Origin of the sequence: Saccharothrix sp. AJ9571 (assembly GCF_021725495.1) — a bacterium.
Lineage (GTDB): Bacteria > Actinomycetota > Actinomycetes > Mycobacteriales > Pseudonocardiaceae > Amycolatopsis > Amycolatopsis magusensis.
In genome coordinates this window covers 2,129,173-2,148,050 of sequence record NZ_CP091382.1, presented here as the reverse complement: position 1 = coordinate 2,148,050, position 18,878 = coordinate 2,129,173, and the positions used below count along the sequence as shown (strand labels likewise).

Genomic DNA, 18,878 nt, shown 5'->3' with positions numbered 1-18,878 from the left:
GTCACCGATGACACGAATGTGGCTTTGGGGGCCGATTCCGCCCCGAAAGCCACATTCGTGACACTGGCAGGCGCCTCGGGACGTCTGTTCGGCGCCGCGAACGTTGGGCTGGGCGCGGAGTGGGGCTCGGCTGCCGGAACGTGGAGTTCGGCTGCCCGAACGTGGGACCCGGGTGCCTGAACGTGGGCCTCGGGTGCCTGAATGTGGGACTCGGGCGCCCGAGCGTGGGACTCGGCTGCCTGAGTGTGGAACTCGGCTTCGCCAACGTGGACTTCGGCTGCCTGAGGGTGGGGCTCGGGTGCCTGAGCGTGGGACTCGAGTGCGGGAGTGTGGGGTTTGGGTGCGGGAGTGTGGGGTGAGGGGCGTGGGGAGGCCGGGTTAGCGGCCGCCGGTTATGGGGAGGGTGGCGCCGGTGGCGTAGGAGGCGGCGGGTGACAGGAGCCAAAGGACGGCGGCGGCGATTTCTGCTGGTTCCCCCGCGCGTCCCATCGGCTGGGCGGGGCCCAGGTGGGCAAGGCGGTCCGGGACCCCGGCGGTGGCGTGGAACGAGGTGTTCACCAGGCCCGGGGCGACCGCGTTCACGCGGATGCCGGAGGAAGCCACCTCCTGCGCCAGGCCGAACGTCAGCGTCTCGACCGCCGCCTTGCTCGCGGCATAGTGCACCCATTCGCCCGCCGAGCCCAGGCGGGCGGCGGCCGAGGTCACGTTCACGATCGCCCCGCCGTCGGTCATCCGTCGAATGGCTTCCCGGCAGCACAGGAACACCCCGGTCACATTGACGTCCATCACCCGCCGCACGGTGGCGACGTCCTGCTCCACCAGCGGCGCCGCCCGCCCGACGATGCCCGCGTTGTTCACCAGCCCGTACAGCGGCCCCAACTCCGAAGCAGCGTCGAACAGGGCGATCACGTCCGACTCCGAGGACACGTCCCCCTGCACGGTCAACGCGCGCCGCCCCAACGAAGAAACCCGCGAAGCCACGGAAGCGGCGGCCGAAGCGTCTCCGGCGTAGTTGACCACCACGTCGTAGCCGCTCTCCGCCGCCTGCACGCAGATTTCCGCGCCGATGCCGCGGCTTCCCCCAGTGACGATCACCACGCTCATGGCGCCACCCTAAAGCCATGGAGCTCTAGAGCGAGAAGTTCGCCAGCGTCATGTCCTCCACGATCAAATCCGCCCGCGAAGCCGTCGTCGCGATCAGGTCGGCGTTGCGCTGGTCCGAACCCCGCGCCCGCTGCCGCGCCTCCACCAGCGATCGCCCGTAGTGCCGGTGCCGCGAGACCAGCCGCTCGATCCGGTCGTCCTCATCGGGCCGCAGGAACCAGGCCTCCCGGAGCAGCGGCGGGATGCGCGACCACGGCTCCTCGTCGAGCAGCAGGTAGTTGCCCTCGGTGATGACCAGCGGCACCTCCGGCGGCACGGCCACCGCCCCCGCGATCGGCTCCTCGATCTCCCGCCGGAATTCCGGCGCGTACACCGTCTCCCCGCCCGCCGCGAGCCGCGAGACCAGGCTGACGTAACCACCGGCGTCGAAGGTGTCCGGCGCGCCCTTGCGCTCGGTCCGCCCGAGCCGCCGCAATTCGACCTGCGCCAGGTGGAACCCGTCCATGCCGACCACCGCGGCCCGGTTGCCCAGCGCGTTCGCCAGCCCCCACGCCAGCGTGGTCTTGCCCGACGCCGGCGCGCCGACGATGCCCAGCACGGCCCGCTCTCCCGACTTGATCAACCCCTGCGCGCGCGCCAGCAGGTCCTCGAACGAGGTCATCGCACTCCCTTATTCCTCATCTCGCGGACCGCGGGCACCCATGCCCGCGGACCCGCATGCCACACCCGTTCGGCGGCCACCTCGTTGGCGAAGCGGATCCGCTCAACCAACGGAAGGCTTGCGCCGTAAGCAAAGGCCCCGTGCCAGACGTCCCCGGCGCCCAGCGTGTCGGCGGCTTCGACCTCGGGCACCGATACCTTGCCCGATCCGTCCACTCCGGAGCTTTTCGGGGGTCCGGGGGGCGTCCCCCATGCAGAAGACACTGTGTAGCGCACCGGCTCGGCACCTGCGGTGGTGATCACCACGGGCACCTCCAACGGGAAGGGCGCCCGGAAGTGCGCCGAGCAGGCCGCGATGTCCACCAGCGGCAGCAGTTCCGTCAGCACCGGCTTCCAGCTCCCGGCGTCGAGCACCACCGGCACCCCGAGTTCCCGTGCCCGCCGCGCGACGGCCAGCGCCAGCGCCGGGTGGTGCCCGTCCAGCAGCACGCAGTCCCCGGAAACCTCGTCCACCAGCGAAGAAATCGGGAAGTCCGGCACGTCCGCGGCGTTGTGCGAGACGACCGTGCGTTCCCCGTCCGAATCCCGCACCGATACCGCGCTCACCGGCGGCGGCGAAACCCGCGACGGCAACGCGTCGACCACCCGCACGCCATACGCTTCCAGGTCGGCACGGGCCAGCGAAGCGAGCGGGTGGGCGCCGAGCACGGTCAGCAGGACCGCCTCGCCGCCCAGCGCCGCCACCGTCACCGCGGCGTTCGCGGCCGGACCGCCCGCGGCCACCTCGACCGCGAGCGACTGCACCTTCTCGCCGGGTGACGGCAACTCCGCCACCCGCTGCACGAGATCCACAGTGGACAGTCCGGCGAGCACCACCTTCATCCGGACAACCCGGCCCGCACGGCCGCCGGGACCTCCTCCACCGACCCGTCCGAGCCGATCCGCAGCGCACCGGTGATCAGCCCGACCACCTGGTTCATCGTGTGCGTCTTCGGTGAGACCACGGCCACCCGCTTGCCGAGGCGGTGCACGTGGATCCGGTCGGCGATCTCGAACACGTGCGGCATGTTGTGGCTGATCAGCACCACCGGCAGCCCGCGCTCGCGGATGCGGTCGATCAGCGCGAGCACCTTGCCGGACTCGGCGACCCCGAGCGCCGCGGTCGGCTCGTCCATGATCACCGCCTTGGTGCCGAACGCCGCCGCGCGCGCCACCGCCACGCCCTGCCGCTGCCCACCGGAAAGCGTCTCCACCGGCTGCGTGATCGACTTGATCTGGATGCCCAGCTCATCGAGGATGCGCTGCGCTTCGGCCCGCATGGTCGCGGTGTCCAGCTTGCGGATCAGCCCGAACGGCCCGGAGCGCCGCTTTTCCCGCCCCAGGAACATGTTCGACGCGATGTCGAGCGCGGGCGCGACGGCCAGGTCCTGGTACACCGTCTCGATGCCGTACTTGCGTGCGTCGATCGGCGTGCGGAAGTGCACCGCCTCACCGTCGAGGAGGATCTCGCCCTCATCCGGCACCACCGCGCCGGACATCGCCTTGATCAGGCTGGACTTCCCGGCGCCGTTGTCGCCGACCACGGCGAGCACCTCGCCCGGGTACAGGTCGAAGTCGGCGCCGTCGATCGCGGTCACCCGGCCGTAGCGCTTGACCAGGCCACGAGCGGACAGGGTTGGCTGCTGAGTCGGAGAGTTCACCGCTGCCTCCTGGCGAATCGGTCCACCGCGACGGCCGCGATCACCAGCGCACCGGTCGCCACATCCTGGTAGAGCGCGTCCACGCCCAGTTGGGTCAGCCCGGACCGCAGCACCGCCACGATCAGCGCGCCCATCATCGTGCCGATCACCGAACCGCGGCCGCCGAACAGGCTGGTCCCGCCCAGCACCACGGCGGTGATCGAATCGAGGTTGCCCAGCTGGTAGGCGTTCGGGTCGGCGTTGGGCACGCGGCCCAGCGCCTGCCACGCGGCGATGCCGAAGATCACCCCGGCCACGATGTACACCGACAGCACCGTCCGGTTGACCTTGATCCCGGACAGCCGGGCGGCTTCGGGCGCGTTGCCCACCGCGTACACGTGCTTGCCCCACGCGGTCCTGGTCAGCGCGTACCACATGACCAGGTACATGATCAGCGCCAGCGTCATGCCGTAGGTGATCTCGATGCCGCCGAACAGGTAGCGGCGGGTGCCGAGCCAGCTGATCAGCCCGTCGGCCACCGGGATCGCCTCGCCACCGGCGAACAGCCGTCCCGCGGCGGTGAGCATGGTCAGCATGCCGAGCGTGACGATGAACGGCGGCAGCTTCACCTTGGTCACCAGCGAGCCGACCACCGCGCTGACCACCACCGTCGCCGCGATTCCCAGCAGCAGCGCGAAAATGCCGTCGACCCCGCCGGTGAGCAGCTTCGCCATGATCAACGTCGCGAGCACCATCGAGGCCGCGTTCGCCAGGTCGATGCCGGCGGTCAGGATGATCAGTGTCTGCCCGAGTGCGAGCGTGCCGATCACCAGCGACTGCTGCACCACCAGGGACATGTTGTCCAGGTTGAGGAAGGTGTCGGTGGAGAAGGAGAACACGAGCACGGCGACCACCAGCGCCAGTGCCGGGCCGACGGCCGGGGCGCGCAGGAAGAACTCGCCGATGGTCGGCCGGTCGGACTCGGCCGTAGCGGTGGCGCTCGTCATTTCTCACCCCAGCAGTTCTGCAGACCCCAGTCGGTGTTCTGGCTCTCCACACCCGGCATCGGCTTGTTGGTGATCACCACGGACCCGGTGTTGTTGAAGCCGCTCGGCTTCTTGCCGGTCTTGGCGTACTCGACGGCCGCGAGCACCCCCTGTTCGGCCATCTTCTTCGGGAACTGCATGACCGTGGCCGCGTACTGGCCGTCGCGCACGTTCTGCACGCCCTCGCAGCCGCCGTCGATCGAGCCCATCACGATCTGGCCGGTCAGCCCGCGCGCCTTGAGCGCCGCGTAGGTGCCGCGGCCCATCGGCTCGTTCATCGTGTAGACGGCGTTGATGTCGGTGGTGCGCTGCAGCAGGTTCTCCACGCCCTGCTGCGCGGTGCTCTGGTCGCCGTTGGCCGGCGTCGAGCCCTTGATCTCCGGGGCGCCATCGGCCAGGCCGATGCCGGAGAGGAAGCCGGTGTGCCGCTGCGTGTCGACCGTGCTGCCCGAGGTGCCGTCCACCATGAACAGCTTCGGCGGGGTGCCGCCGAGCGCGGCTTTGACGTAGGCGCCCTGCTGCTGCCCGGCCGCGAAGTTGTCGGTGGCGAAGGTGGCGTCGACCGCCTCCGCCGGTTCGGTCGCGGTGTCCAGCGCGATCACCAGCACGCCCGCCTTGCGGGCCCGGTCGATCGCGTCGAGCACCCCGGTGGAGGAGCTCGGCGTGATCAGGATGGTGGTGGCGCCCTGCTGGATCAGGTTTTCGATGGCCCGGACCTGGCCGTCGTTGTCGCCGTCGAACTGACCGGCCAGTGCGCTGAAGTCGGCGCCGTTGGCCTGCGCGGCCGCGCTCGCGGCGGCCCGGAGTTCGACGAAGTAGGGATTGGTGTCGGTCTTGGTGACCAGGCCGACCTTGGCCTTGCCCCCGTCACCACCGGAGTTGGTGTTGCCGCCCCAGTGCCGTTCGACGGTGCACCCGCCCGCCGAAACCAGCACCGCGGCGGCCAGCCCCGCGGTCAGAATTTTTCGCACGACATCCTCCGCGTTGAGGATCGGAACAGATGACCCGGGACGGTAGAACGGGCTATGCTGCCGCGCAAGCGTTTGCGCAAACGCTTGCCCTGAGCCCGGTGAAGGGAGCCCAGTGCCACCAGGACGCTCATCCCGCCCCACCCAGCGCGACATCGCCGAGATGGCGGGCGTCTCGATCACCACGGTGTCACACGTGGTCAACGGGACCCGCGCGGTCGCCGAGGACACCCGGGCCGCTGTGCTGCGCGCCATCGAAACCACCGGCTACACCGGCGACGCGATCGCGCGCTCACTGGTCACCGGAGGTACCCGTTCGATCGGCGTGGCAATCTCGCTGATGGCCAACCCGTACTTCGCGATGCTGATGCAGGCGGTGGAACGCGAAGCCGCCGCCGCCGGGTACACGGTCTTGCTGGCGGACACGCACGACGAACTCGAGACCGAACAGGCGACCGTGCGAACGCTGCGCTCGCGCCGGGTCGAGGGCCTGTTGATCACGCCGGCGCCGGGCGACGGGCAGGTGGTCGGCGAACTGGTTTCGCTGGGCGTGCCCACGGTGCTGGTCGACCGGCTGGCCACCCGCGGCGACGTGGACCAGGTGGGCGCCGAGAACATCCAGGCGACTTCGGCGCTGACCGAGCACCTGGCGTCGCTCGGCCACCGCCGCATCGGCCTGATCAGCGGCGCCGCCGGGCTGTCCACCAGCGAGGAACGCATGCTCGGCTACCGGCTGGGGCTCGGCCGCGGCGGGCTGTCGTGGAACCCCGACCTGGTCGAATGCGGGCATTCGTCGCGTGAGGGCGGGGGCGCGGCCCTGCGCAAGCTGCTCGCGCTGCCGGAGCCGCCGACCGCGCTGGTGGTGGCCAACGACGGCATGATGGTCGGTGTGCTGCACGAGGCACGCAGCCGCGGGCTGAAGATCGGGCGCGATCTGCCGGTGGTGGTCTACGACGACGTCGAGTGGGCCGATCTGGTCGACCCGCCGCTGACAACGATGGCACAGCCGATCGAGGAGATCGGACGCCGCGCGGTCCGGTTGCTGCTGGCCAGGATCGCCGACCCGGACCGCAAGGCCGAGGTGGTCCGGCTGGCCCCGGAACTGAGACACCGAGAGTCGTGCGGCTGCGCCCGGATTCACCCGGTTCGCTGAATTTCTGTTTCATCGAGTGACCGACGACCGGATGACGCCCCAATCGGGGATATCTTCGGCGCCGTATGCGAGAGCGTTCAATCGGGCGGGCACGTTCTCATCAGGCATCGAGGGCCGGGAGAGATGACCGCACTGTCTTACGACATTCCACTCTGGGGAGCGCCTGTCACCCATCGGCTGGGTGTGGCGATGGCGTTCGACGCCACCCCGTACGCGACCGACCTGTCCAGGGCGATCGAACTCGCCGCCGCCGACGCGGGTTGCGCGGTGACCTTCGCCGAAACCGAGGACGCCGCCGGGGTCGAGATGGACGCCGTGCGCTCGCTGCGCGCGGGCGGCATCGACGGCATCCTGCTCACCCCCGCCGCCGGGGACGACGTGGTGGTGACCGGTTTGGTGCGCCTCGGCGTGCCGACCGTGCTGATGGACCGCTTGGCCACCCGCGGGGACGTGGACCAGGTCGGCACCGAGAACATCCAGGCCATGTGCGACTTGGTGCGTCACCTGGCCGGGGCCGGGCACGAGCGGATCGGCCTGATCTCGGGCGCGCTGGGCATCGCCGTGAACGACGAACGCGCACTGGGATACCGGCTCGGCCTGGGCCGGGCGGGGTTGCCATGGCAGCCGGACCTGGTGGCGTGCGGGGAGTCGACGGCAGGAGGCGCGGCCGCCGCAGCCGGTCGCCTACTGGACATGGCCGATGCCCCCACGGCGTTGTTGGTGGCCAGCGAAGCGATGATGATCGGCGTGCACTACGAAATGCACCGCCGGGGCCTGCGGCCAGGCGAAGACCTGGCCCTCGCCGGCTACGGCGACGCGGACTGGATGGCCGCCGTGGATCCAGCGCTGACCACCATGGCGCAACCCATCGAGGAGATCGGCAAGCGTGCCGTGCACACCCTGATCGCCAGGATCGCCGACCCGGACCGACGCCCGGACTCCGTCCGCCTCCCACCCACCTTCCACCACCGCACCTCCTGCGGCTGCCGCCACCGCCCCGCGCCGTGAATGTGGCTTTCACGGCACATTCTGCCGTGAAAGCCACATTCACGGCACCTCGCCGGGTCACCCCCCCACCGGACACGAATGTGGCTTTCGGGGCGGATTCGGCCCCCAAAGCCACATTCGTGTCCTCGCACCCCCCGGCCCAGACGCGGCCGAGTGCGGAACTCAGCTGCCCGAGTGCAGAACTCGGCTACCTGAATGTGGAACTCAGCTGCCTGAGTGTGGAACTCGGCCGCAGGAGTGTGGAACTCTCCCAAAACGGGGCGAAACCCGGGCAGCGGAACAGGACTAGCCGCAGTACCCCCATCCCGATCCAAAGCCAAAACACGGCGGGGGTTCCTTTGTCAAGGCGAGCTTTCCAGCCTTGACAAAGGAACCCCCGCCGTAGTCACACTAAAACACCGGGATGGCCACTACGACAACGTCGCAGCCGCCTCCAACAGCATCCAGGCCCCCACCTGCACCGACATATCCCGGACCACCGCACCCCCCGTCCAAGAAGGACTGAACAACGGCCCCCCAGGCGCCTCCGCAGCACTGCCAACACAAGCGTCCGCGGAATCCAACACCAACCGACGAGCAGTAGCCGCCGCCGCACCCGGTAACTGAAGCGCCGCCAAAGCCAAGTACCGCGCCAAAATCCCGGCGAACAACCCCCCATCCCCAGCGCCCTGCGCGTGCAGCACACCCCCCGACGCGCAATGCGCGGCCACCGCCTCCACCGTCCGCGCGGCAGCGTCCACTTCGGACAATTCCAGGCACGTACCCAGGAAGACCCCCTGGCAGTACGTGTAAATGTGCTTCACCAGTTCCCCGGTGTCCACCCGCAGCCCGTCCCACACCAGTCCGGTCTCCGGATCCACCAACCGGGAGTCCATCCACTCGAACAGTTCCCGCGCCCGCACAAGGTCACCGACCCGGGCGTGCAGGATCGCCGCGGGTCCGTTCGCCGGGGCGTTCTTGAACTGGTCGTTCTTCCGCCACCAGATGCCACCGCCCGCGTCCTCGGTCCAGCCCGACCGCAGTTCCGCGAGGATGGCGTCCAGCGCGGGCTGGGCCGCGAGCCCGGTCACCCGCGAAGCCCGCTCCAGCGCGATGCCGAGCCACGCCATGTCGTCGTAGTACTCGTTGGTCCACTTGCCGAAGTTCCGCAACCGGATCGAGCGCGCGTACCGTTCGATCAGCCCCGCGCGCTCGGGCGAAGGCTCGCGCAGTTGCGCGTCGACCAGGCAGTCCAGTACGTGCGCCTGCCACCAGTAGTTCCAGTGCCAGTGCAGCCGCTGCCCGGCATCCGCGGGCCAGCCGCTGCGGGCGAGCACCGTGGACGGCAGGCCCCACACCCGCCGGAAGTGCCGCGTGCGCACCGCGTTTTCCGCGTCCCTGGCTCGTTCCGCCGCCGTCATGTCGTTTATTCTCCCTTGTCCACCGACATACCCGTCGGTATGTTCAGGCGATGGCTGCCGTCACCTGTCCACTCTGCGAAGCGACCTGCGGACTCGACGTCACGTTCGAGGGACCGAAGGTCACGAAGGTGCGAGGGGACGATGCCGACGTCTTCTCGGGCGGATACATCTGCCCGAAGGGCGCTTCGCTCGGCGCACTGCACCACGACCCCGACCGCCTGCGTGCCCCGCTGGTCAAGCGCGACGGCGAATTCGTCGAAGTGAGCTGGGACGAGGCGTTCGCCGAGATCCACGCGCGGCTGCTGCCGGTCATCGAGGCGCACGGCAAGGACGCCGTGGCGCTCTACGTCGGCAATCCCAGCGCGCACAACCTCGGCAACCTGCTCTACGGCCGCGTCTTCTACAAGGCGCTCGGCACCAAGAACGTCTTCACCGCGGGCACGGTCGACCAGGTGCCGAAGCACTTCTCCTCCGGCTACCTCTTCGGCAGCGGCCTGTCCATCCCGGTGCCCGACCTCGACCGCACCGAGCACCTGCTGATCCTCGGCGCGAACCCGCTGGTGTCCAACGGCAGCCTGATGACCGCGCCGGACGCGCGTGGCAGGCTCAAGGGCATCCAGCGCCGCGGCGGCAAGATCGTCGTGGTCGACCCGCGGCGCACGCGCACCGCCGAACTCGCCGACGAGCACCACGCGATCCGCCCCGGCACCGACGCGCTGCTGCTGTTCGCCATGGTCAACGTGCTGTTCACCGAGGGCAAGGTCCAGCTGGGCAGGCTCGCCGAGCACGTCAACGGCGTCGACGAGGTCCGCGAACTGGCCCGCGAGTTCACCCCCGAAGCCGTCGCCGGGCCGACCGGGATCGAAGCCGGGGAGATCCGGCGGCTCGCGCTCGAACTCGCCGATGCCGAGCGCGCCGCGGTCTACGGCCGGATCGGCACCACCACGCAGTCCTTCGGCACGGTCGCCAGCTGGCTGGTCGACGTGCTCAACACGCTCACCGGCAACCTCGACGAACCCGGCGGCGCGATGTTCCCGCTCGCCGCCGCCGGACAGCCGAACAGCTCGAACCCCAAGCCCAAGCCGTTCCGCACCGGCCGCTGGAAGACCCGCGTGCACGGGCTGCCCGAGGTGCTCGGCGAGGTCCCGGTCGGTGTGCTCGCCGACGAGATCCTCACCCCCGGCGAGGGCCAGGTGCGCGCGCTGATCACGGTCAGCGGCAACCCGTGCCTGAGCACGCCGAACGCCGAGCGGCTCACCGGCGCGCTGGAACAGCTCGACTTCATGGTCTCGCTCGACGTCTACCTGAACGAGACGAGCAGGCTGGCCGACGTGATCCTGCCCGGCCCGAGCCCGCTGGAACGGCCGCACTTCGACGTCGCGCTGTACCAGTACGCGGTCCGTGACGTGGCGAACTGGACGCCGGCCGCGTTGCCCACCGAGCTGCCGCAGGAGTGGCAGACGATGTTGCGGCTGACCGGCATCGTCACCGGTCAGGGCCCGAACGCCGACATCGGCGCGCTCGACGAGTTCGTCGCCGCCGAGGCCGCGCGCCGGTCGGGGCTGGATCCCGCCGTGTCGGACCGCACCGGCCCGGAACGGCTGGTCGACCTGATGCTGCGCGCGGGCCCGTACGACCTGACGCTGGCCGACCTGGAAGCCGCGCCGCACGGCGTCGACCTGGGACCGCTGAAGCAACGCGTGCCGGAGGTGCTGACCACGGCCAGCGGCAAGATCGAACTGGCGCCGGGCCCGATCACCGAGGACGTGCCGCGGCTCGCGCTCGAACTGGCGAAGGTCCCCGACGGCGAAATGGTCCTCATCGGACGGCGGCACCTCAGCTCGAACAACTCGTGGATGCACAACCTGGAACCGTTGGTACGCGGGCAGAACCGCTGCACGGTCCAGGTGCACCCCGAGGACGCGACCCGGCTCGGGCTGACCGACGGCGGCCAGGCCGTGGTGCACTCCCGCGCGGGCAAGATCGAGGTGCCGGTGGAGGTCACCGACGTCATCCGGCCCGGCGTGGTCAGCATCCCGCACGGCTGGGGCCACGACCCGCAGGGCATGCGCACCGCGGTCGCCACCGCGCACGCCGGCGTCAACACCAACGTGCTCTCCGACGAAACGCAGATGGACGCGCTCTCCGGCACCAGCGTCCTGAACGGCATCCCCGTCCAGATCGCTCCGGTCTAGGGAGTCACCACGCCCGATCGAGGTCGGCGTGCTGCTGGATCCAGGTGTGCATGACGATGCCCGCCGCCACGCCCGCGTTGATCGAGCGCGTGGTGCCGAACTGCGCGATCGAGACCACCAGCGCGGCGGCGTCCTGGGCTCCCGGGGACAGGCCGGGGCCCTCCTGGCCGAACAGCAGCACGCAGTCGCGCGGGAGTTCGGCGGTTTCCAGCCGGACCGCGCCCGGGGTGTTGTCGACGGCGACCACGGCCAGCCCGGATTCGGCGGCGTGGGCGGTGAATTCGCCGACGGTCGCGTGGTGGTGCAGGTGCTGGTAGCGATCGGTGACCATCGCGCCCCGGCGGTTCCACCGGCGCCGCCCGACGATGTGCACCGCGGCGGCGGCGAAGGCGTTGGCCGTGCGCACCACCGTGCCGATGTTGTGGTCGTGCTGGAAGTTCTCGATGGCCACGTGGAACGGGTGTCGTCGGCTGTCCACATCGGACACGATGGCCTCGCGCCGCCAGTAGCGGTAGGCGTCGACCACGTTGCGGCGGTCGCCCTGCTCCAGCAGTTCCGGGTCGTACCGCTCGTCCGACGGCCATTCGCCCGGCCACGGTCCGACGCCGACCTCGTGCTCGGCCACCCATTCGGTGGGTCCCGCCTCGGTCATCGGGCCGCCTGCCGCTGGGCCACTTCGAGCAGCAGGTCCGCGGTCTGCGCGAGAACCTGCTGCTGCGTGATCGGGCCGGGGAAGGAGGCGGCGAGGTCGTGCTCACCGAAGAACAGCATCCGGTCCCGCATGCGGGGATCGGTGGCGAGCAGGCCGGCCACCGCCGGGGTCAGCGTGGCGCGCGCGTACTCGTCGCTCTTCGCGTGCACGTGGTAGCGCTGGTCGAACGGGGGATGACCGATCTGCCGGTCGGAAGCGAGGAAGTTCGCCCACGACATGCCCTGCGGGCTCAGCGCGACCACCGTCCCGGGCACCGGCCGCGGCACCATGATCATGGTCATCGTGTGCCAGGTGCGGGTGGCCAAGCCGTCCGTGCCGTAGGTCAGTTGCAGCGCCACCACCGGTACGCCCCGCCACTGGCCGGTCAGCTGCGCGGTGGCCCGGATCGCGGTGTCCGCGTCGAACATGCCGCCGAGCGGCAGCCGGGCGCGGAGGTCCGGCACCGGGCTACGGTCGATCTGCCAGCCGAAAGCCGCCGCGGTCGCCTGGACCGCGTCCACGTGGGCGCGCGCTCTCGCCTGCACCTTCGGCCTGCTGACCAGGCCGATCACCAGGCCCAGCAGGATGATGCCGACGAAGATCGCAACGATGACCACGCCGCGATTCTGTCACCCGAGGCCGATGGGGTGGGCGTGCGTGCCCTCGGCGCCGGTGCCGTCGTCGCTGTCGCGGTGCTTCCAGTGCACGTACGCGCCGATGTAGGAGACCACCAGCACGACGAACGCGATCGACACGACCACCGGCATCATGTCGCGCGGGAACACCGTGTCGTAGAGGTAGTACGCGTTGAAACCGCCCGGCAGATCACCCAGGCCCTGCTGCGCGCGGAAGTGGTTCTCCAGCGCGGTCAGCGGGCAGGGGATCGGGAAAACGTTGACCAGGATGCCCCACGCCGCGAAAAAGACGTGCACGAAGATCGTTTTCGGCCAGCGCCACGCGACGAAACCGCCGAAGCCGATGTACAACAGGGCAAGCACGTGCACCGCGACCGTGACATCGGCGAAAAAACCGGCCATGCCATCCCTCACCCCATCCCCTTCACGTCCCCCTTACACCCAACGTACTCCAGTCCACTGGAGAACCGCTGGTGATCAGGGGTACCCGTACCCACTTCGGTACTAACGCGGTGGTGGTGGCGGGTCTTCCCCGGGGAAGCCGTCGGGTTTCTCGGCCGGGTACCGCTGCGGGGTCTCCCGCGGATACTGCTCGGGAGTCCCCGGCGGCGGTTCCTCGCGACGGGGGTACTGCGGGACCGGGCGGTCCGGCGGGTCGAGCGGGTCCTGTCGACGATCTGGCATGGTCACCCTCTTCCGACCACGCCCACCGCCGCTAGGAGAGACCGAGGTCGTGGGCGTCCAGCAGGTACCGGTACGCCAGCCCTTCCTTCTCGATCGCTTCCCTGGCCCCGGTGTCGCGGTCCACCACCGTGGCCACACCCACCACCGTGGCACCGGCCTCTTCCAGTGCCTGCACCGCCGTCAGCACGCTGCCCCCGGTGGTGGAGGTGTCCTCCACCGCGAGTACCCGCTGCCCCCGCACCTCAACCCCTTCGACCCGCCGCTGCATGCCGTGGGTCTTGGTGGCCTTGCGGACCACGAACGCGTCGAGCACCATGCCGTCGGCGGCCGCCGAGTGCAGCATGGCGGTGGCGACCGGGTCGGCGCCGAGGGTGAGCCCGCCGACCGAGACGTAGTCCCAGTCCGCGGTGAGCTGACGGAGCAGCTTGCCGATCAGCGGGGCGGCCGCGTGGTGCAGGGTCGCCCGCCGCAGGTCGACGTAGTAGTCGGCCTCCTTGCCGGAAGCCAGCGTCACCTTGCCGTGCACCACGGACAGTTCGGTGATGAGCCGGGCGAGTTCGAGTTTCGCCGCTTGATCAATGCCTGCAATCGCCACGGCGCTCAGCCTCTCACACGCCACCGACGAAACGGCTCAGGTCCTGCCCCGTCCGGCGAAGCGGCCGGCGGCGACCCGGATCAGCGACCGCGGGACCACGCGCAGTACCGCCACCAGCGCCTTGTACTGCGGACTGGGCACGGACAGCCAGCGACCGCGGCGCAGATCGGCGAGCCCCTCCTCGACCACGCGGTCGGCGCTCAGCCAGAAGAACTTCGGGCCCGGCTTGTCCAATCCGGCCCGCTGGTGGAACTCGGTGTGCGTGAACCCGGGGCACAGCGCCATCACGCGCACGCCCGTGCCCTGCACGGAACCCGCGACGCCCTCGGTGAACGAGGTGACGTAGGTCTTGCTGGCGGTGTAGGTGGAGCCGCGGCCGGGCAGGAACCCGGCCACGCTCGACACGTTGATCACGTCGCCGCGCCCGCGCTCCAGCATGCCGGGCAGCGCGGCGCGGGTCAGCCGGAGCACCGCGGTGACGTTGACGTCCAGTTGCGCCTGGAGTTGCTCCATCGAGGCGTCCTGGAGTTCGCCGCCGAGCCCGAAACCGGCGTTGTTGACCAGGATGTCCACCCCACCGGCGACACCGACGCGGGCCTCGACCTTCTCGCGGCCCTCGGCCGAAGCGAGGTCGGCGGGCAGCACCTCGGTGCCGACGCCGTGGCGCCCGGCCAGTTCGGCGGCCAGTCGCTCGAGCCGGGCCTGGTCCCTGGCCACCAGCACGAGGTCGTGGCCTTCGGCGGCGAACCTGCGGGCGAAGGCGGCGCCGATGCCGGCGGTGGCGCCGGTGACGAGTGCGGTGGCCACGGCGTCAGTCGCCCGCCTGCTGGTGCTGCTCGGCAGGAGCAGGAGCAGGAGCAGGAGCGGGGGCGGCGGCGGTGGCCGGGTTCTGCCAGTGCCTGCCGTCGTGAGCCGGGTCGACGGCCTCGTCGAACGGGTCCACGATGTCGGCGATCTCGCCGAGGTCGCGCAGCAGCCGCTCCAGGCGCGACGGCCCGGCGTTCGGCGCGACGCTGGCGAGCACCCACTCGTTCTCCAGCCAGGCCACGCCGACGTCCCCGCCGAGCGCGTCGGCCGCATCGACCAGGTCCTGGGTGATCACCGCGCGGGCACCTTCCGCGTCGTCGGCGAAGGCGTAGCGCTGGCCGACCGGGCCGAGCAGCTCCGGCATCTCCGCGCGCTGGAACGGCACGCTGGCCAGCCACAACTCCACCAGCACCTGGTGGACGCGGTTGCAGCGCACGGCCACGATCACCGCCGGGATCTGCCCGTCCGACTCGATGTCGAAGACGAAGACCGGGCGGCGGCCGTCCGAGGTGAAGGTGGACCCGCCCACGACGTTGACCGCGGCCTCGGCCCCGAAGTAGCCGATCGCGCCGCCGGTCCACTGTCGCGGCAGGCGTTCGTCCTCTTCGACGAACTCCCAGCCTCTGAGGTCAGCCCACCGCATTCGCTCCCGGTTGCGCGAGCCCTCCCGGGCCCGGTCGGCAGCCAGCAACCCCAGCCCCGCCAGCAAGGCGGCGGCGGCGATGACGAACCAGATCCACGCCGGTATACCCACGAACACCAGCGTATCGCCCTGGGCGTGAAGCCCGAGATCAGGACGCCGTGTCGCCCCTACCCGATCGAGTGGGGGCGGCACGGCGTCCGGTCAGACCCGCGTCACGGTGAGCGAGTCGCCCGCTTCGGCGGGGATGTCGACCCGCACCGTGTCGCCGTCGAGCACCTCACCGCCGAGCAGCAGCCGCGCCAGCTGGTCGCCGATCGCGGACTGCACCAGCCGCCGCAGCGGCCGGGCCCCGTAGATCGGGTCGAAGCCGGTCAGCGCGAGCCACTCGCGGGCCGCCTCGGTGACTTCGAGGGTGAGCCTGCGCTGGGCGAGGCGCTGGGCCAGCCGGTCCACCTGGATGTCCACAATGGACGTCAGCTGCTCGGTGCCGAGCGAGTGGAAGACCACCAGGTCGTCCAGCCGGTTCAGGAACTCCGGCTTGAAGTGCCGCTGCACCACCGAAAGCACCGCGTCCCGGCGCTGGCGTTCGTCCAGCGTGGCGTCCGCGATCGCCTGCGAGCCGAGGTTCGAGGTGAGCACCAGGAGGGTGTTGCGGAAGTCGACCGTCCGGCCCTGGCCGTCGGTCAGCCTGCCGTCGTCGAGCACCTGGAGCAGCACGTCGAACACGTCCGGGTGCGCCTTCTCCACCTCGTCGAGCAGCACCACGCTGTACGGGCGCCGCCGCACCGACTCGGTCAGCTGCCCGCCCTGGTCGTAGCCGACGTACCCGGGCGGCGCGCCGACCAGCCGCGACACCGAGTGCTTCTCGGCGTACTCGCTCATGTCGATCCGGAGCATCGCGCGCTCGTCGTCGAACAGGAACTCCGCGAGCGCCTTCGCCAGCTCGGTCTTGCCGACGCCGGTCGGGCCGAGGAACAGGAAGGAGCCGGTCGGCCGGTCCGGGTCGGCCACGCCGGCACGCGTGCGGCGCACCGCGTCCGAGACGACCTTGACCGCCTCTTCCTGGCCGATCACCCGCCTGGCCAGCTCCTCCTCCATCCGGAGCAGCTTGCCGGTCTCGCCCTCGAGCAGGCGGCCCGCCGGGATGCCGGTCCACGCGCTGACCACGTCCGCGACGTCGTCCGCGCCGACCTCCTCCTTGAGCATCACGTCGGCCTGCACGGCCGTCTCGCTCGCTGTGGCGGCTTCCAGTTCCTTCTCCAGCGCGGGGATCTTGCCGTAGCGCAGCTCGGCGGCCCGGCCGAGGTCACCGTCGCGCTCGGCCCGCTCCGACTCGCCGCGCAGCTGCTCCAGCTGCTCCTTGAGGTCGCGGACGCGCTCGATGGAGCCCTTCTCGTTCTGCCAGCGCGCGGTCAGCCCCGAGAGCGTCTCGCGCTTCTCGGCCAGCTCCGCGCGCAAGGTGGCCAGGCGCTGCTTCGAGGCGACGTCATCCTCTTTGGACAACGCCATCTCTTCGATCTCCATCCGCCGGACCGCGCGCTCGACCTCGTCGATCTCCACCGGCCGCGAGTCGATCTCCATGCGCAGGCGCGACGCGGCCTCGTCGACCAGGTCGATCGCCTTGTCGGGGAGGAAGCGGGCGGTGATGTAGCGGTCGGACAGGGTGGCCGCGGCGACCAGCGCGGCATCGGTGATGCGGACACCGTGGTGCACCTCGTAGCGCTCCTTGAGCCCGCGCAGGATGCCGATCGTGTCCTCAGTGGACGGCTCGCCGACCAGCACCTGCTGGAACCGGCGCTCCAGCGCGGCGTCCTTCTCGATGTGCTGGCGGTACTCGTCCAGCGTGGTGGCACCGACCATGCGCAGCTCGCCGCGGGCGAGCATCGGCTTGATCATGTTGCCCGCGTCCATCGCGCCCTCGCCGGTGGCCCCGGCGCCGACGATGGTGTGCAGCTCGTCGATGAAGGTGACCACCCGGCCTGCCGAGTCGGTGATCTCCTTGAGCACGGCCTTGAGCCGCTCCTCGAACTCACCGCGGAACTTCGCCCCGGCCACCATCGAGCCGAGGTCGAGCGCGACCACGCGCTTGCCCCGCAGCGATTCGGGCACGTCACCGGCGACGATGCGCTGCGCGAGCCCCTCGACGATGGCGGTCTTGCCGACGCCGGGCTCACCGATCAGCACCGGGTTGTTCTTGGTCCGGCGCGAAAGCACCTGCACCACGCGGCGGATCTCGGTGTCACGGCCGATCACCGGGTCCAGCTCACCCGCGCGGGCGCGCGCGGTCAGGTCGACGCCGTACTTCTCCAGCGCCTTGAACGTCCCCTCCGGGTCCGGGCTGGTGATCCTGGCCGAGCCGCGGACCGCGGTGAACGCCTCGCGCAGCGCGTCCGGCGTGGCACCGTGGCGCTTCAGCAGGTCGGCCACCTGACCGCCCTGCGCGGCCAGGCCGACCATCAGGTGCTCGGTGGAGACGTACTCGTCGCCGAGCTCGGTGGCCAGCTTCTGCGCATGGGTGATCGACTTGACCGCGTGCGTGTCGAACTGCGGCTGCGAGACGGTGGCGCCGGTCGCGGACGGCAGCGCCTGGGTGATCGGCTCCAGCTCCTTGTGCACCAGCTCCGGGTCCGCCCCGACCGCGGTCAGCAGCGGACCGGCGAGGCCCTCGCCCTGGGCCAGCAGCGCACCGAGCAGATGGGCCGGCGCGATGTCCGGGTTGCCTGCGACGGTCGCCGCCTGGGCAGCCGACGAGATCGCCTGCTGGGTCTTCGTGGTCGGGTTGAAAGCGTCCATCCCTCACCTCATGTCGTGCGTCGCTCGACGCAAGCCTTCCGGAAAAGTCCTCGACATGCACAACGTCAAAAAAGTTGAGCCTGTTCCTGTCAATGTCATGGCCGTGCCTTCGGCACGGCGGCGAGGTCGCTTTGAGCCGGTCACTGGAGGCCGGGTGCGCCGTGCCGTTGGGCGGCCCGGCGCACCCGGCCTCCAGTGACCGGCGCGACCTCGCGCGGGTGGGGGCAGGTCAGCGGGGGGTGGTGCGCTTGGCGAGGGTGCCGCGCAGGCTTTCGTTGGCCATCTTCAGCCGGTCGGTCAAGGCGTCGAGCTCGCCGGGGGCCCAGTCGGCGAGCGCGTCGGTGAGGAAGTCGGTGTACTGCCGCCGCCAGTGGAGCAACTCCTCCTCACCCCGCTCGGACACCCGGATCAGCGCGGCCCGGCCGTCCTCGGGTGCGGGGCGGCGCTCGATCAGCCCGGCCGCGGTCAGCTGCGCGACCTGGCGGCTCACCACGGAGACGTCGACCATGCGCCGCTTCGCCAGTTCCGACGGCCGCGACTCGCCCAGCTGGGCGAGTTCGGCGAGCAGCCACGCGGAGGCGGGGTGCAGCCCGTTCTGGGCCTGCCAGAGGTGCGTGGTCCACGCCTGCTGCAACTGCGCGTTCACTTTGAGTTGCCGTACCAATTCGAGCGCGGCCTCGTCCGTCGGACCCATCGGCCCAGCCTTCCCCTCGCGCCACCGGCGAAACAATCCGGGGGTTACTAGTTGTATGTGGCAACTAGTTTAGCAGTGACCGATCACACGGCGGACGTACTCAGTACCACCCGTCCGGAGCAA

At 70.4% G+C, this 18,878-nt stretch carries 19 protein-coding genes; 3 read left to right on the top strand and 16 right to left on the bottom strand.

The genetic code is table 11. The features are described from left to right. Positions 1–378: 378 nt before the first annotated feature. The 6 genes from L3Q67_RS09260 to L3Q67_RS09235 are packed head-to-tail and all read right to left on the bottom strand — an operon-like array spanning position 379 to position 5,460. The gene (locus tag L3Q67_RS09260) at positions 379–1,104 is read right to left on the bottom strand and encodes a Rossmann-fold NAD(P)-binding domain-containing protein (RefSeq protein WP_499189133.1); all 726 of its coding nucleotides are present in this window, start codon (positions 1,102–1,104) and stop codon (positions 379–381) included. Between the two features lie 25 nt (positions 1,105–1,129). Further along, a complete protein-coding gene (locus L3Q67_RS09255) occupies positions 1,130–1,765 on the bottom strand; it encodes a nucleoside/nucleotide kinase family protein (RefSeq protein WP_499189132.1) in 636 nt (211 codons plus the stop codon). After that, the gene (locus L3Q67_RS09250; RefSeq protein WP_499189131.1) at positions 1,762–2,646 is read right to left on the bottom strand and encodes a carbohydrate kinase family protein; all 885 of its coding nucleotides are present in this window, start codon (positions 2,644–2,646) and stop codon (positions 1,762–1,764) included. Before L3Q67_RS09250 ends, L3Q67_RS09255 begins: the two co-directional genes overlap by 4 nt. Next, positions 2,643–3,464: a sugar ABC transporter ATP-binding protein gene (locus L3Q67_RS09245; protein ID WP_499189130.1), complete on the bottom strand. Its 822-nt coding sequence runs from the start codon at positions 3,462–3,464 to the stop codon at positions 2,643–2,645. The genes L3Q67_RS09250 and L3Q67_RS09245 overlap by 4 nt, the downstream gene beginning before the upstream one ends. Further along, positions 3,461–4,450: an ABC transporter permease gene (locus tag L3Q67_RS09240; protein WP_499189129.1), complete on the bottom strand. Its 990-nt coding sequence runs from the start codon at positions 4,448–4,450 to the stop codon at positions 3,461–3,463. The genes L3Q67_RS09245 and L3Q67_RS09240 overlap by 4 nt, the downstream gene beginning before the upstream one ends. Next, on the bottom strand, positions 4,447–5,460 hold the full coding sequence (locus L3Q67_RS09235) for a type 1 periplasmic-binding domain-containing protein (RefSeq protein WP_499189128.1): 1,014 nt from the start codon (positions 5,458–5,460) through the stop codon (positions 4,447–4,449). Before L3Q67_RS09235 ends, L3Q67_RS09240 begins: the two co-directional genes overlap by 4 nt. 112 nt (positions 5,461–5,572) lie before the next feature. On the opposite strand from L3Q67_RS09235, the gene L3Q67_RS09230 reads away from it, so the two are divergent. Further along, the gene (locus tag L3Q67_RS09230; protein ID WP_499189127.1) at positions 5,573–6,610 is read left to right on the top strand and encodes a LacI family DNA-binding transcriptional regulator; all 1,038 of its coding nucleotides are present in this window, start codon (positions 5,573–5,575) and stop codon (positions 6,608–6,610) included. A 189-nt stretch (positions 6,611–6,799) separates the two neighbouring features. Continuing rightward, positions 6,800–7,618, top strand: a complete 819-nt coding sequence (locus L3Q67_RS09225) for a LacI family DNA-binding transcriptional regulator (protein ID WP_499189126.1) — start codon at positions 6,800–6,802, stop codon at positions 7,616–7,618. A gap of 410 nt (positions 7,619–8,028) precedes the next feature. Here L3Q67_RS09225 and L3Q67_RS09220 read toward each other — a convergent pair whose 3' ends face one another. Continuing rightward, positions 8,029–9,018 (bottom strand): glycoside hydrolase family 76 protein, encoded by a 990-nt coding sequence (locus L3Q67_RS09220; RefSeq protein ID WP_499189125.1) that lies wholly within the window; start codon positions 9,016–9,018, stop codon positions 8,029–8,031. A gap of 50 nt (positions 9,019–9,068) precedes the next feature. On the opposite strand from L3Q67_RS09220, the gene L3Q67_RS09215 reads away from it, so the two are divergent. Further along, positions 9,069–11,213 (top strand): molybdopterin oxidoreductase family protein, encoded by a 2,145-nt coding sequence (locus tag L3Q67_RS09215; protein WP_499189124.1) that lies wholly within the window; start codon positions 9,069–9,071, stop codon positions 11,211–11,213. Positions 11,214–11,217: 4 nt separating this feature from the next. On the opposite strand, the gene L3Q67_RS09210 is transcribed toward L3Q67_RS09215, so the two are convergent. The 9 genes from L3Q67_RS09210 to L3Q67_RS09170 form a co-directional block, all read right to left on the bottom strand. Beyond that, positions 11,218–11,865 (bottom strand): RNA methyltransferase, encoded by a 648-nt coding sequence (locus L3Q67_RS09210; RefSeq protein ID WP_499189123.1) that lies wholly within the window; start codon positions 11,863–11,865, stop codon positions 11,218–11,220. Continuing rightward, positions 11,862–12,521 (bottom strand): hypothetical protein, encoded by a 660-nt coding sequence (locus L3Q67_RS09205; protein ID WP_499189122.1) that lies wholly within the window; start codon positions 12,519–12,521, stop codon positions 11,862–11,864. The genes L3Q67_RS09210 and L3Q67_RS09205 overlap by 4 nt, the downstream gene beginning before the upstream one ends. 12 nt (positions 12,522–12,533) lie before the next feature. Then, positions 12,534–12,941 (bottom strand): DUF2784 domain-containing protein, encoded by a 408-nt coding sequence (locus L3Q67_RS09200; protein ID WP_499189121.1) that lies wholly within the window; start codon positions 12,939–12,941, stop codon positions 12,534–12,536. Positions 12,942–13,043: 102 nt separating this feature from the next. Beyond that, entirely contained in the window at positions 13,044–13,223 is a 180-nt protein-coding gene (locus L3Q67_RS09195; protein WP_499189120.1) for a hypothetical protein, read from the bottom strand. 31 nt (positions 13,224–13,254) lie between these two features. Beyond that, on the bottom strand, positions 13,255–13,818 hold the full coding sequence (pyrE, locus tag L3Q67_RS09190; RefSeq protein WP_499189119.1) for an orotate phosphoribosyltransferase: 564 nt from the start codon (positions 13,816–13,818) through the stop codon (positions 13,255–13,257). 36 nt (positions 13,819–13,854) lie between these two features. Beyond that, positions 13,855–14,625 carry an SDR family NAD(P)-dependent oxidoreductase gene (locus tag L3Q67_RS09185; protein WP_499189118.1) on the bottom strand — a complete coding sequence of 257 codons (771 nt, stop codon included), beginning with the start codon at positions 14,623–14,625 and terminating at the stop codon, positions 13,855–13,857. A 4-nt stretch (positions 14,626–14,629) separates the two neighbouring features. Beyond that, positions 14,630–15,379 carry a type III secretion system chaperone family protein gene (locus L3Q67_RS09180; RefSeq protein ID WP_499189117.1) on the bottom strand — a complete coding sequence of 250 codons (750 nt, stop codon included), beginning with the start codon at positions 15,377–15,379 and terminating at the stop codon, positions 14,630–14,632. A 90-nt stretch (positions 15,380–15,469) separates the two neighbouring features. Continuing rightward, positions 15,470–18,061: an ATP-dependent Clp protease ATP-binding subunit gene (clpB, locus tag L3Q67_RS09175; protein ID WP_499189116.1), complete on the bottom strand. Its 2,592-nt coding sequence runs from the start codon at positions 18,059–18,061 to the stop codon at positions 15,470–15,472. 229 nt (positions 18,062–18,290) lie between these two features. Beyond that, positions 18,291–18,755 (bottom strand): MarR family winged helix-turn-helix transcriptional regulator, encoded by a 465-nt coding sequence (locus L3Q67_RS09170; RefSeq protein WP_499189115.1) that lies wholly within the window; start codon positions 18,753–18,755, stop codon positions 18,291–18,293. Positions 18,756–18,878: the final 123 nt, after the last annotated feature.

Bases quoted from the DNA above. Each gene is read 5' to 3' on its own strand.
- L3Q67_RS09260 (WP_499189133.1), bottom strand. From the start codon at position 1,104: ATGAGCGTGGTGATCGTCACTGGGGGAAGCCGCGGCATCGGCGCGGAA.
- L3Q67_RS09255 (WP_499189132.1), bottom strand. From the start codon at position 1,765: ATGACCTCGTTCGAGGACCTGCTGGCGCGCGCGCAGGGGTTGATCAAG.
- L3Q67_RS09250 (WP_499189131.1), bottom strand. From the start codon at position 2,646: ATGAAGGTGGTGCTCGCCGGACTGTCCACTGTGGATCTCGTGCAGCGG.
- L3Q67_RS09240 (WP_499189129.1), bottom strand. From the start codon at position 4,450: ATGACGAGCGCCACCGCTACGGCCGAGTCCGACCGGCCGACCATCGGC.
- L3Q67_RS09225 (WP_499189126.1), top strand. From the start codon at position 6,800: ATGGCGTTCGACGCCACCCCGTACGCGACCGACCTGTCCAGGGCGATC.
- L3Q67_RS09220 (WP_499189125.1), bottom strand. From the start codon at position 9,018: ATGACGGCGGCGGAACGAGCCAGGGACGCGGAAAACGCGGTGCGCACG.
- L3Q67_RS09215 (WP_499189124.1), top strand. From the start codon at position 9,069: ATGGCTGCCGTCACCTGTCCACTCTGCGAAGCGACCTGCGGACTCGAC.
- L3Q67_RS09210 (WP_499189123.1), bottom strand. From the start codon at position 11,865: ATGACCGAGGCGGGACCCACCGAATGGGTGGCCGAGCACGAGGTCGGC.
- L3Q67_RS09200 (WP_499189121.1), bottom strand. From the start codon at position 12,941: ATGGCCGGTTTTTTCGCCGATGTCACGGTCGCGGTGCACGTGCTTGCC.
- L3Q67_RS09195 (WP_499189120.1), bottom strand. From the start codon at position 13,223: ATGCCAGATCGTCGACAGGACCCGCTCGACCCGCCGGACCGCCCGGTC.
- clpB (WP_499189116.1), bottom strand. From the start codon at position 18,061: ATGGACGCTTTCAACCCGACCACGAAGACCCAGCAGGCGATCTCGTCG.
- L3Q67_RS09170 (WP_499189115.1), bottom strand. From the start codon at position 18,755: ATGGGTCCGACGGACGAGGCCGCGCTCGAATTGGTACGGCAACTCAAA.